Source organism: Geobacillus sp. Y412MC52 (assembly GCF_000174795.2).
GTDB lineage: Bacteria > Bacillota > Bacilli > Bacillales > Anoxybacillaceae > Geobacillus > Geobacillus thermoleovorans.
Genome location: NC_014915.1, coordinates 140,409 through 155,000 on the forward strand (window position 1 = coordinate 140,409; position 14,592 = coordinate 155,000).

Genomic DNA, 14,592 nt, shown 5'->3' on the forward strand with positions numbered 1-14,592 from the left:
AGGCAAGAACGGACGTCCCTTGCCGATAGGGGGAGTTAGGATGAATTTAGTGCTGATGGGGCTGCCGGGTGCCGGCAAAGGCACGCAGGCCGGGAAAATTGTCGAGGCTTACGGAATTCCGCATATTTCAACGGGAGATATGTTTCGAGCGGCGATCAAAGAAGGGACGCCGTTAGGGTCGCAGGCAAAGCAGTATATGGACCGCGGTGATCTTGTGCCGGATGAGGTGACGATCGGCATCGTCCGCGAACGGCTGAGCAAAGAGGATTGCCAAAATGGTTTTTTGCTCGATGGATTCCCGCGCACGGTCGCCCAAGCAGAAGCGCTTGAAACGTTGCTTTCGGAAATCGGGCGCAAGCTTGACTATGTCATCCATATCGACGTTCGCCAAGAGGTCTTAATGGAGCGCCTGACCGGCAGACGTATTTGCCGCAACTGCGGAGCAACGTACCATCTCGTTTTTCATCCGCCGGCGAAACCGGGCGTATGCGATAAATGCGGTGGCGATCTGTACCAGCGCCCCGATGATAATGAAGCAACGGTGGCCAATCGGCTTGAGGTGAATATGAAACAAATGAAGCCGCTCCTCGATTTTTACGAGCAAAAAGGCTATTTGCGCCACATTAACGGCGAACAGGAAATGGAAAAGGTGTTTGCTGATATTTGTGAAGTGCTCGGGGGACTTGCTCGATGATTCGTTGCAAAACCGCGCAGGAAATTGCTTTGATGCGCGAGGCGGGAAAAATCGTTTTCCTTACATTGAAAGAATTGCAAAAGCACATTCGTCCCGGGATCACAACAAAGGAACTGGACGCCATCGCGGAGGAAGTGATTCGTTCCCATGGCGCCATTCCGTCGTTTAAAGGGTATCAAGGGTTTCCAGGGAGCATTTGCGCCTCGGTGAATGAAGAGCTTGTGCACGGGATTCCCAGCGGCCGCGCATTGCGGGAAGGCGATATTATTACGATCGATGTCGGCGCGCAGTATGAAGGCTATCACGCCGACTCGGCCTGGACGTATCCGGTCGGGGAGATTGACGCCGAGACGAAACGGTTGCTTGACGTGACAGAGCAATCGCTGTACGTCGGGCTCGCCGAGGCAAAACCGGGCGCTCGTTTAACGAACATCTCCCATGCGATTCAAACGTATGTCGAAGCGCATCACTTTTCCGTTGTTCGCGAGTATGTCGGGCATGGAATTGGTCAACACTTACATGAAGACCCACAAATCCCACATTATGGGCCACCGAACAAAGGCCCGATTTTGCGGCCAGGGATGGCGCTGTGCATCGAACCGATGGTCAATGCCGGCAGCCGTTACGTGAAAACGTTGGCCGACGATTGGACCGTCGTCACGGCCGATGGAAAACGGTGCGCCCATTTCGAACATACGATTGTCATTACAGAAGATGGCTGCGAAATTTTAACACATTGTGGAAATGAGTCTCCCACTTCATAAGTGGGAAGGGGTAAACGTCTTCTCGATCATCATGGATATCACGTTCGGTTTTGCGTAACACAATGTTACTCATTCGAAGGAGGGAGAGCCGCTCGATGGCGAAAGATGATGTAATTGAAGTGGAAGGCACCGTCATCGAAACATTGCCAAATGCGATGTTTCGTGTAGAATTAGAAAATGGGCACACGGTGTTGGCTCATGTATCCGGCAAGATCCGCATGCATTTCATTCGCATTTTGCCTGGCGACCGGGTGACGGTGGAGCTGTCGCCGTATGATTTGACGCGTGGACGGATCACGTATCGATATAAATAAAGGAATGCACTCCGTTCAATTAGGGAGGTAAACAACATGAAAGTAAGACCATCTGTCAAACCGATTTGCGAAAAGTGCAAAGTTATTCGCAGACGCGGCAAAGTTATGGTGATTTGCGAAAATCCGAAGCATAAACAACGCCAAGGGTAATTTTCAAGGAGGTGTATCATATGGCACGCATTGCAGGTGTCGATATTCCGCGTGATAAACGGGTAGTCATTTCGTTAACATACATTTATGGGATCGGCAAACCGACAGCACAAAAAATCTTAAAAGAAGCCGGCGTATCGGAAGACACACGCGTTCGCGACTTAACGGAAGAAGAGCTTGGCCGCATTCGTGAAATCGTCGGCTGCTTAAAAGTGGAAGGCGATTTGCGGCGTGAAGTATCGTTAAATATTAAACGGTTGATGGAGATCGGCTGCTATCGTGGTCTTCGCCATCGCCGCGGATTGCCGGTTCGCGGCCAAAACACGAAAAACAATGCCCGCACGCGCAAAGGTCCGCGCCGCACGGTAGCGAACAAGAAAAAATAATCACGCAAAGGAGGTCATTTGACGAATGGCACGCAGAACAAACACTCGTAAACGCCGGGTAAGAAAAAATATTGATACAGGCATCGCCCATATCCGTTCAACGTTCAACAACACGATCGTGACGATTACGGATGTTCATGGCAACGCCATTGCTTGGGCGAGCGCTGGTTCGTTGGGGTTTAAAGGTTCGCGCAAATCAACGCCGTTTGCGGCGCAAATGGCGGCTGAAGCAGCAGCGAAAGCGTCGATGGAGCATGGCATGAAAACGGTCGAAGTGAACGTCAAAGGTCCGGGGGCTGGCCGCGAGGCAGCGATCCGTGCATTGCAAGCAGCCGGGTTGGAAATTACGGCGATCAAAGACGTCACTCCAATCCCGCACAATGGATGCCGTCCGCCAAAACGTCGCCGCGTGTAACGCCCCTGTATAGAATTTGCACCATTGTCAATAATGGGATATGATAAAGACCATGGCAGGCAAGCGTAAAGAGAGATTCATGGGGGAATGTTGTTAGGCGTGTACCGTTTGATCGGGGTCTCGACGTTTTGAAGGAGGGTATAATAATCGATGATTGAAATTGAAAAGCCGAAAATTGAAACGGTCGAACTGAGCGAAGATGCCAAATATGGCAAATTCGTCGTCGAACCGCTTGAGCGTGGATATGGTACAACCTTAGGGAACTCCTTGCGTCGTATCCTATTGTCTTCACTCCCTGGTGCAGCTGTAACATCGGTGCAAATCGACGGCGTCTTGCATGAGTTTTCAACGATTGACGGCGTCGTTGAAGATGTGACAGCCATCATTTTGAATATCAAAAAACTAGCGTTGAAAATTTATTCAGACGAAGAGAAAACGTTGGAGATTGATGTGCAGGGTGAAGGAGTTGTCACGGCTGCCGATATCACTCACGACAGCGATGTAGAAATTTTAAACCCGGACCTTCATATCGCGACGCTGGCGGAAGGCGGCCGCCTGCGCATGCGCATGACCGCCAAGCGCGGGCGCGGATATGTTCCTGCTGAGGCGAATAAGCGCGAGGACCAGCCCATCGGCGTCATTCCGATCGATTCCATTTATACGCCGGTCTCCCGAGTTTCTTATCAAGTCGAGAATACAAGGGTCGGCCAAGTGACGGACTATGACAAATTGACCATTGATGTGTGGACGGATGGAAGCATCGGGCCGAAAGAGGCCATTTCCCTTGGAGCGAAAATTTTAACGGAGCACTTAAACATTTTTGTCGGCTTGACGGATGAAGCGCAAAATGCGGAGATCATGGTCGAGAAAGAGGACGATCAAAAAGAAAAAGTGCTCGAAATGACGATCGAGGAACTCGATCTTTCGGTTCGTTCCTACAATTGCTTGAAGCGGGCCGGCATCAACACTGTTCAAGAACTGACGCAAAAAACGGAAGAAGATATGATGAAAGTGCGCAACCTCGGCCGCAAGTCGCTTGAGGAAGTGAAAGCGAAGCTGGCTGAGCTCGGCCTCAGCCTGCGCAAAGACGACTAAGTGCCGGCCTCCGCCGGCAAGCCGGAAACACACTTTCACCATATCGCTTTGATGATGACCACCATGAGGAACACATCACTTTAAAAGGGAGGGACATTTGATGTCGTACAGAAAATTAGGACGCACGACTTCGCAACGAAAAGCACTGCTTCGCGACTTGGCAACAGACTTAATCATCAACGAACGCATTGAAACGACGGAAGCGCGGGCGAAAGAACTGCGCTCGGTCATGGAAAAAATGATTACGCTCGGCAAACGCGGCGATTTGCATGCCCGCCGCCAAGCAGCGGCATTCATCCGCAAGGAGGTCGCCAACAGCGAAACCGGCCAGGATGCGTTGCAAAAGCTGTTCAGCGACATTGCGCCGCGCTACCAAGATCGCCAAGGCGGCTATACGCGCATTATGAAACTTGGTCCTCGCCGCGGTGACGGGGCGCCGATGGTCATTATTGAACTCGTGTAACGGTTTCATTTCAACAAGGGCGAGACAGTTTCGTTTGAACTGGATCTATGCCCTTTTTTTGTTTACCATCATTTAGCAGGCTGCGTTTGCAACGCGGCGAAGCAAGGGGAAACGATCATGGCCGAACCAATCTTGTCGATCGAGGGAGTGTCCTTTCGCTATCCAAATCAATCCGACTATGCGGTGCAAAACGTCAGCTTCACGGCCGAGCGCGGGGAGTGGTTAGCGATCGTCGGCCATAACGGATCCGGCAAATCGACCATCGCTCGGATGCTGATCGGCTTGCTTCGGCCGGAGCGGGGCGCCATTCGCTTGTTTGGACGCCTTTTGAACGACGCAACCGTTTGGGAGGTGCGCCGCCGCGTCGGCCTTGTGTTCCAGAACCCGGACAACCAGTTTGTCGGTGCGACCGTGGAAGACGACATCGCTTTTGCCCTTGAAAACAACGGCATTCCGCGCTTGGAAATGGTCGAGCGCATTCGCGAGGCCATTCGCCAAGTCCATATGGAGCCGTTTCTCCATTATGAGCCGCACCGGTTGTCTGGGGGGCAAAAACAGCGCGTCGCCATCGCTGGCATTTTGGCGCTCCGCCCCGATATGATCATTTTGGACGAAGCGACATCGATGCTTGACCCGCGTGGAAGGGAAGAAGTGCTTGAGACGGTGCGCCGCCTGAACCGCCAGCAGCGCATTACCGTCTTGTCAATTACCCATGATTTGGAAGAGGCAGCGAAGGCGGACCGCCTCATTGTGATGAACAAAGGCGAAGTGATGGCAGAAGGGACGCCGGAGCAAATCTTTCGGCTCGGAAGCAAACTCGAGCGCATCGGTCTTGATTTGCCGTTTGCCGTGAAAATGGGCAGCCGCTTGCGGGAACAAGGCATTCCGCTTCGGGCCGGGTATTTCACGACAGAGGAGTTGGTCGAGGAGCTATGGACATTGTATTCGAAAAAGTAGAGCATGTGTACAACGCCCGTTCACCGCTTGCCCGCCGGGCGCTTTATGATGTCAATGTCGCGATCCGAAGCGGGGTGTACGTCGCGATTGTCGGGCATACGGGCTCAGGAAAATCGACCCTCCTTCAGCATTTAAACGGGTTGCTGCAGCCGACAAGCGGCGCCGTGAAAATCGGACAAGAGACGATCACGAGCAATAAACGGCCAAAGCAGCTCAAACCGTTGCGCAAAAAGGTCGGGGTCGTCTTCCAGTTCCCGGAGCACCAGTTGTTTGAAGAAACGGTGGAGAAAGATATTTGTTTTGGCCCGCTCAATTTTGGCGTGCCGGAAGACGAGGCGAAGCGGAAGGCGCGGGAGCTCATTCAGCTTGTCGGGTTGAGCGAGGACGTATTGACGAAATCGCCGTTTGATTTGAGCGGAGGGCAAATGCGGCGCGTCGCCATCGCCGGCGTGCTCGCGCTTGAGCCGGAAGTGCTTGTGCTCGATGAACCGACCGCCGGCCTTGATCCGCGCGGGCGCAAAGAGATGATGGAGATGTTTTATCGCCTCCATCGTGAGAAGCAGTTGACAACCGTTCTCGTCACCCACAGCATGGAAGATGCAGCTCGGTACGCTGATGAGATCATCGTCATGCATGAAGGAACGGTATGGGGCCACGGAACGCCGGAAGAGATGTTTCGCGACGCTGACAAACTGGCTGCCATCGGTTTGAGTGTGCCGGAAACGGTCAAATTGAAGCAGCAGCTCGAAAAGCGGTTGGGTGTTGTCATTCCGTCGCCATGCTTGACGTTGGAACAGACAGCGGAAGCCATCCAGCAATTGTTCTCCAAGGTGAGCGTCCATGACTAATCATTTGATTATCGGGCAATATGTGCCTGGTCATTCCGTCATTCATCGCTTAGATCCGCGCGCCAAACTATTGATCGTGTTTGCTTACGTCCTGATCGTCTTTTTGGCGAACAATGCGGCCACGTATGCACTGCTGTCGCTGTTTGCGTTTGCCTTTGCAGCGCTGTCTCGCATCCCGTTTTCGTTCATTGCCCGCGGCTTGAAACCGATTTTATGGGTCATTTTGTTTACGCTGCTGCTACATCTGTTCATGACGAAAGAAGGAGATGTCATCTACCAAATCGGTGCGCTCTCTGTATATGAAGGCGGCATCAAGCAAGGGGTCTTTATTTCCCTAAGGTTTTTGCTCCTTGTATTGATGACGACGATGCTGACGTTGACGACGACGCCGATTGAAGTGACCGACGGCGTCGAAAGCTTGCTTGGGCCGCTCAAAAAGATGCGCGTTCCTGTCCATGAGCTCGCCTTGATGATGGCCATTTCGCTTCGCTTCATTCCAACATTGATGGAAGAGACGGAAAAAATTATGAAAGCGCAGGCGGCCCGCGGCGTTGATTTTTCTGGCGGCCGTTTTTCCGAACGGATGAAAGCCATTGTCTCACTGCTTGTGCCTCTGTTTATCAGCTCGTTCAAACGAGCCGATGAGCTGGCGACAGCCATGGAGGCGCGCGGCTACCGCGGCGGGGAAGGGCGGACGAAATTCCGCCAGCTCGCTTGGAAGCCGGTGGACACCGTGTTTTTAGCGGCCGTGGCGCTGCTGGCCGTATTGCTCTTTCTACTACGTTCGTAGCGGAGGAAGGCCATGACAAAACGGATCAAATGCATCATCGCCTATGATGGCACCCATTTTTCCGGTTACCAAATTCAGCCGGGAAAGCGGACGGTGCAAGGCGAGCTCGAGGAAGTGCTTCGGCGGATGCATAAAGGGAAGGGAGTGCGTGTGGCGGCTTCCGGAAGGACGGATGCCGGCGTTCATGCCTATGGCCAAGTGATCCACTTTGATACGTCGCTTTCCCTTTCCTCGGAGCAGTGGAAAAAGGCGTTGAACGCCCAGCTGCCGGATGATATCGTCGTTCGCTTTGTACAGGAGGCCGATGCAGACTTCCACGCCCGTTTTTCGGCGAAAGCGAAAGAATACCGCTATAAAGTATGGACGGCTGCCGAGCGAGACGTGTTTCGCCGCCATTATTGCGCATGGCATCCATATCCGCTTCATATGGATGCGATGAACGAGGCGCTTCGTTTGTTTTGTGGGACGCATGATTTCACGAGTTTTTGCTCCGCTAAAACGACGATCGAAGACCGGGTGCGCACCATTTACCGGGCTAAAGTGAAGGTTGACGGCCCGATGCTCGAGTTTCGTTTTGTCGGCAGCGGCTTTTTATACAACATGGTGCGCATCATGGTTGGCACGGTGTTGGAGATCGGCCAAGGGAAGCGTTCTCCCGCCGACATTTCGACACTGCTTGCGGCGAAAGATCGGCGCCTCGCTGGTCCAACCGCGCCGGCTGAAGGGCTGTATTTATGGCGTGTATACTACGGGGATGAATGGTTAGACCGTGAATTGGCGGATGGCTGATGTTTTCACCCTTATTTTCTAAGACAACGAGTCCTTGTGTAACATTTTCTTGACATTGGCGCGCCGGCAAGCTATTATATCATATGGCATGTATTTTCCACGATTAGCCCCGGACCATAATCGTGTTGAAATAAACGACCATTTGTTTGTTCATTTTTTTATTTTAGGAGGGAACTGCATTGCGTACGACTTATATGGCGAAACCGAATGAAGTAGAGCGGAAATGGTACGTTGTCGACGCAGCTGGCAAAACGTTAGGCCGCTTAGCCAGCGAAGTAGCGGCGCTGTTGCGCGGCAAACATAAACCAACGTTCACTCCGCATGTTGACTGCGGGGATCACGTCATCGTCATCAATGCCGACAAAGTCGAACTGACAGGGAAAAAATTGACGAAAAAACTGTACTATCGCCACAGCTTATATCCAGGCGGTTTAAAAGTAAGAACAGCGTTGGAAATGCGCACAAACTATCCGGAACAAATGATCGAACGTGCCGTGCGCGGCATGCTTCCAAAAGGCAGCCTCGGCCGGCAAATGTTCAAAAAGTTGCACGTATACCGTGGAAGCGAACATCCGCATCAAGCGCAAAAACCAGAAGTGTATGAACTTCGCGGATAATTGACAAGGGAGGGTATTGATTTTGGCACAAGTACAATATTACGGCACAGGTCGTCGCAAAAGCTCGGTTGCCCGCGTCCGCCTCGTTCCAGGCGATGGACGCATCATCGTCAATAAACGAGACATTCGCGAATACATCCCGTCGGAAGCGCTCATCGAGATGGTGAAGCAGCCGCTCGTATTGACGGAAACGCTCGGGAGCTACGACGTGTTGGTGAACGTCCAAGGCGGCGGATTTGCCGGCCAAGCCGGCGCCATTCGCCACGGCATCGCCCGCGCGTTGCTTGAAGTCGATCCGGAATTCCGCGCAGTGCTGAAACGGGCCGGTTTGCTGACGCGCGATGCCCGCGTTAAAGAACGGAAAAAATACGGACTCAAGGGCGCCCGCCGCGCTCCGCAATTCTCGAAACGTTAATCGCACGATGTTCCAACCCAGCCGATTTGGCTGGGTTTTTTGCTTATTTCTGCCTTTCGCCTGCGCGTATGATTGTGAGCGATCGTTAGACACTACATCGTAAAGGAGCGTGAAAGACGATGACAGTCATCACTTCATTGGCGGAAAAAAGGCAGGAAAAGCAGCTTCGCTATGAACGGAACATGTTGCGCGAACTCTCCCTTGAGAAGTTGCGGACCAAAGCGCTTGAGCACTTTGTTCCGTTTTATACGGCGTATCGGATGTTCCCATCCGTTGTGGAGGAAGGCTGCATTGATCTGGCCATTGAAGCGTATTTGCTCGGCGCTCGCTACAGCCGATTCGGCTATTATGGGGAGCCTGCGGCCAGCGTACGCTGTCGATGTGCTCAAGAAGAAAAATATTTGATCGATACGCTGTTTGATTTTCTTTGCTTTTGGGGCCATATCGACAACGATTTCCTCAGCCAGTCGCTGTATGACGCGTGTGAACAATATATCGGCAACTGGTGGACGGAAGGATTTGAGCGGGGCAAAAAACGGCGTCGTCTAAAACTTCGCTGAATGAGTTCTATTCCCGCGCCTTGTCCCATATAAGATAGAGAAGGGAAACGTGCGGGAGGAGAAACAATGAAAGAAAAATGGAAGTGGCTGGTCGCTTTTGCTGCCGTCGCCCTTATGAGCACTTTGCTATTTCCGTCTTTATTTTCCGATTTGACATCAACAAAACCATGGAATCTCCCATTATCGGGGAGAATCATCGTATTGGACCCCGGCCATGGTGGGCCGGACGGCGGCGCCGTCGGTGGTGAGGCGGTGGAAAAGGACATCGCGCTCAACGTGGCGAAAAAGCTGCGCGATTATCTGCAGCAGCAAGGGGCGCTCGTCCTGATGACGCGCGAGACGGATCGGGACTTGGCCAGCCCGTCCACACGCGGCTACAGCCGACGGAAAACGGAGGATTTGCTCGAACGAACGGCTTTCGTCAATCGATCGAATGCCGATCTTTTCATCAGCATCCATCTCAACGCCATCCCGTCGCCGCGTTGGCGAGGGGCGCAGACGTTTTATTACGGGTCTTTCATCGAAAACGAGCGGCTGGCGAGATTTATCCAAGCGGAATTGCGGCGCAATTTGGAGAACACCCATCGACTGGCAAAAATGATTGATACCGTCTATTTGCTCAAGCATGCAAAAATCCCCGGCGCGCTTGTCGAGGTTGGGTTTTTGTCGAATCCCGATGAGCGAGAGCTGCTTGTGTCTGATGGCTACCAAACGAAGCTGGCCGCCTCGATTTATAAAGGAGTGCTCCGCTACTTTTCCAATGAACATACGCCTCGCGAGTAGCGGGGATTTTTTAAGGTCGGAACAGAGGAGAAAGATAGCCGACCGGCCTTGTTTCGCCAAAAGGAATTAGAAATTCCCCTTTTTCAACCGCGGGGACGTGCGGGAGCAAGTCAAACATGGCGGCCGTCTGCCGATTTATGGTATGATAACACGTAGAAATGACCATTGATTTGCAAAAGGGTTGGTGAATACGATGTTGACGGAAACTGAAGTGCGCGCCATTCTTGAAAAGATGAAAGATCCCTTTTTAAACAAAACGTTTAAAGAGACGAATGCCATTCAAGAAATCAAAATTAAGGAAGAGAAAAACCATGTCAGCGTGAAAATCGCGCTCGCCAAAACCGGAACGCCCGAGCAGCTTCGCGTGCAAACGGCGATCGTCGAGCAGCTGAAAGATGCGGGTGCTGCAACGGTCGGGCTGCGGTTCGCCGAACTGCCGCGCGATGTGGTGGAGAAATATAGCGAAAACAAGCAAAAAACGACGTATATCGCCATTGCCAGCGGCAAAGGTGGTGTCGGCAAGTCGACCGTTTCCGTCAATTTGGCGGTGGCGCTCGCCCGGCTCGGCAAAAAAGTCGGGTTGATTGACGCGGACATTTACGGGTTCAGTGTTCCGGACATGATGGGAATCACCGAGCGCCCGACGGTGAGGGGCGACAAAATCATCCCGGTCGAACGGTTTGGCGTAAAAGTCATTTCGATGGCCTTTTTCGTCGAGGACAACGCCCCGGTCATTTGGCGCGGCCCGATGCTTGGGAAAATGTTGAACAACTTTTTCAAAGAGGTCGAATGGGGAGACTTGGATTACTTGCTGCTTGACTTGCCGCCTGGTACGGGCGACGTCGCCTTGGACGTCCATACGCTCTTGCCGTCGTGCAAAGAAATTATCGTCACGACTCCGCATCCGACCGCTGCGTTTGTCGCTGCCCGCGCTGGGGCAATGGCGTTGCGCACCGAACATGAAATTATCGGCGTGATCGAAAATATGTCGTACTACGAGAGCCGGAAAACAGGGGAGCGGGAGTATGTCTTCGGCAAGGGTGGCGGAGAAAAGCTGGCCAAAGAGCTGCAAACCGAGCTGTTAGGGCAGCTGCCGCTTCAGCAGCCGGATTGGAACGACGACGACTTCGCTCCGTCCGTTTACGCAGAAGATCATCCGATCGGGAAAATTTATATGGATATCGCCCGCAAAATCGTTGCGAAATATTAATCGGTTTCACAAAAAGCGTCCGATGGCGAGAAACCGCCGATTAGAACGTTGGCGGGTTTCAGCGCACGGACGCTTTTTTGCTTGATTAACCTCCTCCGCCTTGTTGGTTGCCGGTGCTTTCTTCTCCCTCTCCCTCTCCCCCTTCCCCTCCGCCTTCTTCTTCTTGTTTTTCTCCGCCTTGCTGAACCTTTTCAGCTGCTTTCATCAACATATCTTGAATTTTCGCCTGATACAGCGGGCTGTTCAACGTTTCCGTGATCACCTTTTGCAAATGCTGGCGGAACTCTTTGCTTTTTAAGACATCGACCATGGCTTTTTCCATTTCTGGATCTTTTAAAATATCGATCATCAGCGCCTGGTAATCGGGATCTTTCATGAGCGCCTTCATCATTTTTTCATGTTCTGCTTGCAGCCCTTTGGCAAAACTTTCAGCGAATTTCGGGTCTTTTAACGCACTTTCCCAGAACTTTTTTCCTTGATCGGATGTCAGCATTTGTTGCAGCGTTTCTTTTACAGCTTTTTGATCTATGACTAGTTGCTGCTTCATCTGATCTTCCGACATAATATCTTGAATCGCCTTTTTCCCCTCGTCGGTTTTTAAAATGTCAACAACCATCTTTTTCGTTTCGTCATAATCCGGGGGAGGGGGGCTGATTTCTTGAGGGGCACAGGAACCAAGAACGAGAAAACTGAGCAAGAGGAGCGGTAGGCATTTGTTCATGAAAGTGAGCTCCTTTCTGCAAAAATCCCTCACCCTTAATATGAATGTTGGCGAAAAAAATATACATGGGGGAGATCGGAGCTGGCTTTTTCACAAGGGCGCTGGTAAAATGGTAAGCGGGTTATGCTGAAATGATGGAGGATGAAGCTGTGAACAGCCGCAAATGGGTGCGTTTATTTTTATCGACGCTGCTGATCGGCGGCATCGCCACGGCGGCCGTCGGCATTGTTTTCAACTGGGAAGAATTCGGGCGCTTGCTGTTGCGCCTGGAAATGGTCGAATTTATGGCTGTTTTGTTATGGCATATCGGTGTTGGCTTTATTTTCAGCGTCATCAGTCAGGCGGGGTTTTTGGCTTATTTAACCGTCCACCGGTTCGGGCTTGGCATCTTCCGTTCGCTATGGAACGCTGTGCAGGTTGTTTTGATCATGTTCGTGCTGTTCGATTTAGTGTATTTCCGCTACATGGCGTTTGCGGACAAGGGCGATTCAATCATTCCGTATCTATTGACCGCATTGTTCATTTTGGTGGTTGGTCTCGTTGTTGCCTACGTCAAGAGCGCACAGACGAACAAAGGGGCGTTCGTTCCGGCTTTGTTCTTTATGGTCGTCGTTACGGTCATTGAATGGTTTCCCGTGTTGCGCATCAACGACCGTGATTGGCTGTATTTGATGTTGATTCCTTTATTAGTATGCAATGCATACCAGCTTCTTATACTGCATAAATTGACAGGCGGCGCGAAACAATAAAGAAAGCAAGGCGCCGCCTGTTTTCTTATGGCAGCCGCGAAAAAAACGGCGTGTTCGCCAAAAGCCAATCATTCCAATTGGCGGCTTGTCTGCCGCCGCAATCCAAGCGCAACGGCGCAGGCCGCTGTCGGAACGTGTCACTCGATCCCGCGGCTTTCGGCTTCGCCATTCGCCAACAGCTCGGAGAGGTTGACGTTTTTGTAGCCGTTTTCTTTCATGGAAGCGATAATTTTCGGCAGCGCTTTGGCTGTCTGTTTTGCCGAATCAGATGCGTGAAGGAGCACGATATCGCCCGGTTCCAGGTCCCTCGTGACGTTCTCAACAATTTGGTCTGTCCCAGGGTTGAGCCAGTCTTTCGAGTCAATGCTCCAATGGACGACAGTGTAGCCGAGGGACTGAGCAACCTTTAACACATTTTTGTTGAAGTTCCCCCCAGGGGGGCGCAGCAGCTCAACCTGTTTCATTCCCAACATGTCAAACACTTTTTTCGCCATTATTAAATCTTGACGGATTTTGGCGTTCTCAAGTTCCGTATAGTTGACAAAGTTATATCCCATACTGCCAATCTCATGCCCCTCCTCTTTGATCCGCTTCACCACGGCTGGATGGCGTTCGGCCCATGAGGCGGATAAGAAAAAGGTCGCGTTTTGAATCCCGTGCTGCTTCAAGACATCCAAAATTTTGTCTGCATTCTCATCTCCCCAGCTGATATCGAACGTCAACGCCACCTCATTGCGGGCGTTGTCCACTTTATATACCGCCTTCGGCCCAGAAGGAAGCGAAAAAACTGGACGGTTCATTTCATAAGCGTACAAGACAACGGCGGTGAAAAAGGCGGAGCAGATAATAATGAGAACTTTTTTCAGCGTCCGTCCGTTCAACGCGTAAAACATGACATCGGCCCCCTTTTTTGCATTGTAAAATCGTTGTCCTCATAACATCTTATGCGGACAGCCATGGCGGTTATGAAACTTATTTGCCAGTCCTCTTACCGTCGAAGAGATGGAGGAAGCCTAAAGGAACGGTCTGGCGTCGGTTCCTGAAATTCCCTTAAAAAAGATATTGCATTTTTGATTGGTAAGTGGTATATTAAAAATCGTCGCTAATCGGACAGAGTGTTCGATAGCGGTGAGTGACGAAAAGCAACGGAAAAGATCTTGACAAGAAAAAAGAGGCATGTTAGTATAAAAGAGCTGTTTGCAATAGGAAGCTTCAACTATTCTTTAGTTCAAGACTGCAAATCAGCAGAGAAGTTGTTTCAATGCAGCAACTTTGCGCCTGTGTCTTCTAGTGAATTCGGGGGAATTGGGTTCCTCGGCGCAAGACTGCAACGAAGCAAGTTCAAGAAGAGGTCTCGTTCCTTGAAAACTGAACGAAACGAAGCGCGACGAAAAGCGGAGGTCCGCGGGTCGCCGCGACGGGCAAATGTTCTTCACCCGCAGGGGTGCTTGCACCCCGAGGGGGAAGGTTATTTGACCCCGAGCGGCGGCGGACCGAAGCTAGACAATTCGAAAAGCTGAGGCCGCTTTGGCTGAAGCAAAAAGCCAATCAACTTTCTTTTGGAGAGTTTGATCCTGGCTCAGGACGAACGCTGGCGGCGTGCCTAATACATGCAAGTCGAGCGGACCGGATCGGAGCTTGCTCTGATTTGGTCAGCGGCGGACGGGTGAGTAACACGTGGGCAACCTGCCCGCAAGACCGGGATAACTCCGGGAAACCGGAGCTAATACCGGATAACACCGAAGACCGCATGGTCTTTGGTTGAAAGGCGGCCTTTGGCTGTCACTTGCGGATGGGCCCGCGGCGCATTAGCTAGTTGGTGAGGTAACGGCTCACCAAGGCGACGATGCGTAGCCGGCCTGAGAGGGTGAC

Annotated in this window: 20 protein-coding genes and 1 rRNA gene (1 of these 21 cut by a window edge); 19 read left to right on the top strand and 2 right to left on the bottom strand. The window is 51.9% G+C overall.

Features of this window, described 5'->3' with window-relative positions:
- The first annotated feature begins 40 nt into the window (after positions 1-40).
- The 17 genes from GYMC52_RS00795 to GYMC52_RS00875 all read left to right on the top strand — a co-directional run bounded on the left by GYMC52_RS00795 (position 41) and on the right by GYMC52_RS00875 (position 11,250).
- Positions 41-694, top strand: coding sequence for an adenylate kinase (locus GYMC52_RS00795; protein WP_012820492.1), 654 nt, complete (start codon positions 41-43; stop codon positions 692-694).
- The gene (map, locus tag GYMC52_RS00800; protein ID WP_012820493.1) at positions 691-1,458 is read left to right on the top strand and encodes a type I methionyl aminopeptidase; all 768 of its coding nucleotides are present in this window, start codon (positions 691-693) and stop codon (positions 1,456-1,458) included. The genes GYMC52_RS00795 and map overlap by 4 nt, the downstream gene beginning before the upstream one ends.
- Positions 1,459-1,553: 95 nt before the next feature.
- The gene (gene infA / locus GYMC52_RS00805; RefSeq protein ID WP_011229642.1) at positions 1,554-1,772 is read left to right on the top strand and encodes a translation initiation factor IF-1; all 219 of its coding nucleotides are present in this window, start codon (positions 1,554-1,556) and stop codon (positions 1,770-1,772) included.
- Between the two features lie 36 nt (positions 1,773-1,808).
- Positions 1,809-1,922 (top strand): 50S ribosomal protein L36, encoded by a 114-nt coding sequence (gene rpmJ, locus GYMC52_RS00810; protein WP_003247619.1) that lies wholly within the window; start codon positions 1,809-1,811, stop codon positions 1,920-1,922.
- A gap of 20 nt (positions 1,923-1,942) precedes the next feature.
- Positions 1,943-2,308, top strand: a complete 366-nt coding sequence (gene rpsM, locus GYMC52_RS00815; protein WP_012820494.1) for a 30S ribosomal protein S13 — start codon at positions 1,943-1,945, stop codon at positions 2,306-2,308.
- Positions 2,309-2,333: 25 nt separating this feature from the next.
- Positions 2,334-2,723, top strand: coding sequence for a 30S ribosomal protein S11 (gene rpsK, locus GYMC52_RS00820; protein WP_011229644.1), 390 nt, complete (start codon positions 2,334-2,336; stop codon positions 2,721-2,723).
- A 150-nt stretch (positions 2,724-2,873) separates the two neighbouring features.
- Positions 2,874-3,818, top strand: coding sequence for a DNA-directed RNA polymerase subunit alpha (locus tag GYMC52_RS00825; RefSeq protein ID WP_011229645.1), 945 nt, complete (start codon positions 2,874-2,876; stop codon positions 3,816-3,818).
- Between the two features lie 100 nt (positions 3,819-3,918).
- Positions 3,919-4,281 (top strand): 50S ribosomal protein L17, encoded by a 363-nt coding sequence (gene rplQ, locus GYMC52_RS00830; protein ID WP_011229646.1) that lies wholly within the window; start codon positions 3,919-3,921, stop codon positions 4,279-4,281.
- 117 nt (positions 4,282-4,398) lie between these two features.
- Positions 4,399-5,238, top strand: a complete 840-nt coding sequence (locus tag GYMC52_RS00835) for an energy-coupling factor ABC transporter ATP-binding protein (protein WP_011229647.1) — start codon at positions 4,399-4,401, stop codon at positions 5,236-5,238.
- Positions 5,214-6,086 carry an energy-coupling factor ABC transporter ATP-binding protein gene (locus tag GYMC52_RS00840; RefSeq protein WP_012820495.1) on the top strand — a complete coding sequence of 291 codons (873 nt, stop codon included), beginning with the start codon at positions 5,214-5,216 and terminating at the stop codon, positions 6,084-6,086. Before GYMC52_RS00835 ends, GYMC52_RS00840 begins: the two co-directional genes overlap by 25 nt.
- On the top strand, positions 6,079-6,876 hold the full coding sequence (locus tag GYMC52_RS00845) for an energy-coupling factor transporter transmembrane component T family protein (RefSeq protein WP_012820496.1): 798 nt from the start codon (positions 6,079-6,081) through the stop codon (positions 6,874-6,876). The genes GYMC52_RS00840 and GYMC52_RS00845 overlap by 8 nt, the downstream gene beginning before the upstream one ends.
- 12 nt (positions 6,877-6,888) lie before the next feature.
- A complete protein-coding gene (gene truA, locus GYMC52_RS00850; protein ID WP_012820497.1) occupies positions 6,889-7,665 on the top strand; it encodes a tRNA pseudouridine(38-40) synthase TruA in 777 nt (258 codons plus the stop codon).
- Positions 7,666-7,844: 179 nt separating this feature from the next.
- Positions 7,845-8,282, top strand: a complete 438-nt coding sequence (gene rplM / locus GYMC52_RS00855) for a 50S ribosomal protein L13 (RefSeq protein WP_011229651.1) — start codon at positions 7,845-7,847, stop codon at positions 8,280-8,282.
- Positions 8,283-8,304: 22 nt separating this feature from the next.
- Entirely contained in the window at positions 8,305-8,697 is a 393-nt protein-coding gene (rpsI, locus tag GYMC52_RS00860; protein WP_012820498.1) for a 30S ribosomal protein S9, read from the top strand.
- 119 nt (positions 8,698-8,816) lie between these two features.
- Positions 8,817-9,257 carry a YbaK family protein gene (locus tag GYMC52_RS00865; protein ID WP_012820499.1) on the top strand — a complete coding sequence of 147 codons (441 nt, stop codon included), beginning with the start codon at positions 8,817-8,819 and terminating at the stop codon, positions 9,255-9,257.
- Positions 9,258-9,323: 66 nt separating this feature from the next.
- Positions 9,324-10,040 carry an N-acetylmuramoyl-L-alanine amidase CwlD gene (gene cwlD / locus GYMC52_RS00870; RefSeq protein ID WP_012820500.1) on the top strand — a complete coding sequence of 239 codons (717 nt, stop codon included), beginning with the start codon at positions 9,324-9,326 and terminating at the stop codon, positions 10,038-10,040.
- A gap of 193 nt (positions 10,041-10,233) precedes the next feature.
- Positions 10,234-11,250, top strand: a complete 1,017-nt coding sequence (locus GYMC52_RS00875) for an Mrp/NBP35 family ATP-binding protein (protein ID WP_011229655.1) — start codon at positions 10,234-10,236, stop codon at positions 11,248-11,250.
- A gap of 85 nt (positions 11,251-11,335) precedes the next feature.
- Here the strand turns inward: GYMC52_RS00875 and gerD are convergent, their stop codons facing one another.
- Entirely contained in the window at positions 11,336-11,971 is a 636-nt protein-coding gene (gene gerD, locus GYMC52_RS00880; RefSeq protein WP_012820501.1) for a spore germination lipoprotein GerD, read from the bottom strand.
- A 149-nt stretch (positions 11,972-12,120) separates the two neighbouring features.
- Between gerD and GYMC52_RS00885 the strand changes: the two genes are divergently transcribed.
- Positions 12,121-12,720: a KinB-signaling pathway activation protein gene (locus GYMC52_RS00885; RefSeq protein ID WP_012820502.1), complete on the top strand. Its 600-nt coding sequence runs from the start codon at positions 12,121-12,123 to the stop codon at positions 12,718-12,720.
- 137 nt (positions 12,721-12,857) lie between these two features.
- On the opposite strand, the gene pdaB is transcribed toward GYMC52_RS00885, so the two are convergent.
- Positions 12,858-13,613 (bottom strand): polysaccharide deacetylase family sporulation protein PdaB, encoded by a 756-nt coding sequence (gene pdaB / locus GYMC52_RS00890; RefSeq protein ID WP_012820503.1) that lies wholly within the window; start codon positions 13,611-13,613, stop codon positions 12,858-12,860.
- Positions 13,614-14,276: 663 nt separating this feature from the next.
- Here pdaB and GYMC52_RS00895 point away from each other — a divergent pair.
- Positions 14,277-14,592, top strand: a 16S ribosomal RNA gene (locus GYMC52_RS00895); it runs 1,242 nt beyond the window's last position.

Coding starts and splice junctions, on each gene's coding strand:
- GYMC52_RS00795 (WP_012820492.1), top strand. CDS start 41: ATGAATTTAGTGCTGATGGGGCTGCCGGGTGCCGGCAAAGGCACGCAG.
- map (WP_012820493.1), top strand. CDS start 691: ATGATTCGTTGCAAAACCGCGCAGGAAATTGCTTTGATGCGCGAGGCG.
- infA (WP_011229642.1), top strand. CDS start 1,554: ATGGCGAAAGATGATGTAATTGAAGTGGAAGGCACCGTCATCGAAACA.
- rpmJ (WP_003247619.1), top strand. CDS start 1,809: ATGAAAGTAAGACCATCTGTCAAACCGATTTGCGAAAAGTGCAAAGTT.
- rpsM (WP_012820494.1), top strand. CDS start 1,943: ATGGCACGCATTGCAGGTGTCGATATTCCGCGTGATAAACGGGTAGTC.
- rpsK (WP_011229644.1), top strand. CDS start 2,334: ATGGCACGCAGAACAAACACTCGTAAACGCCGGGTAAGAAAAAATATT.
- GYMC52_RS00825 (WP_011229645.1), top strand. CDS start 2,874: ATGATTGAAATTGAAAAGCCGAAAATTGAAACGGTCGAACTGAGCGAA.
- rplQ (WP_011229646.1), top strand. CDS start 3,919: ATGTCGTACAGAAAATTAGGACGCACGACTTCGCAACGAAAAGCACTG.
- GYMC52_RS00835 (WP_011229647.1), top strand. CDS start 4,399: ATGGCCGAACCAATCTTGTCGATCGAGGGAGTGTCCTTTCGCTATCCA.
- GYMC52_RS00840 (WP_012820495.1), top strand. CDS start 5,214: ATGGACATTGTATTCGAAAAAGTAGAGCATGTGTACAACGCCCGTTCA.
- GYMC52_RS00845 (WP_012820496.1), top strand. CDS start 6,079: ATGACTAATCATTTGATTATCGGGCAATATGTGCCTGGTCATTCCGTC.
- truA (WP_012820497.1), top strand. CDS start 6,889: ATGACAAAACGGATCAAATGCATCATCGCCTATGATGGCACCCATTTT.
- GYMC52_RS00865 (WP_012820499.1), top strand. CDS start 8,817: ATGACAGTCATCACTTCATTGGCGGAAAAAAGGCAGGAAAAGCAGCTT.
- cwlD (WP_012820500.1), top strand. CDS start 9,324: ATGAAAGAAAAATGGAAGTGGCTGGTCGCTTTTGCTGCCGTCGCCCTT.
- GYMC52_RS00875 (WP_011229655.1), top strand. CDS start 10,234: ATGTTGACGGAAACTGAAGTGCGCGCCATTCTTGAAAAGATGAAAGAT.
- gerD (WP_012820501.1), bottom strand. CDS start 11,971: ATGAACAAATGCCTACCGCTCCTCTTGCTCAGTTTTCTCGTTCTTGGT.
- pdaB (WP_012820503.1), bottom strand. CDS start 13,613: ATGTTTTACGCGTTGAACGGACGGACGCTGAAAAAAGTTCTCATTATT.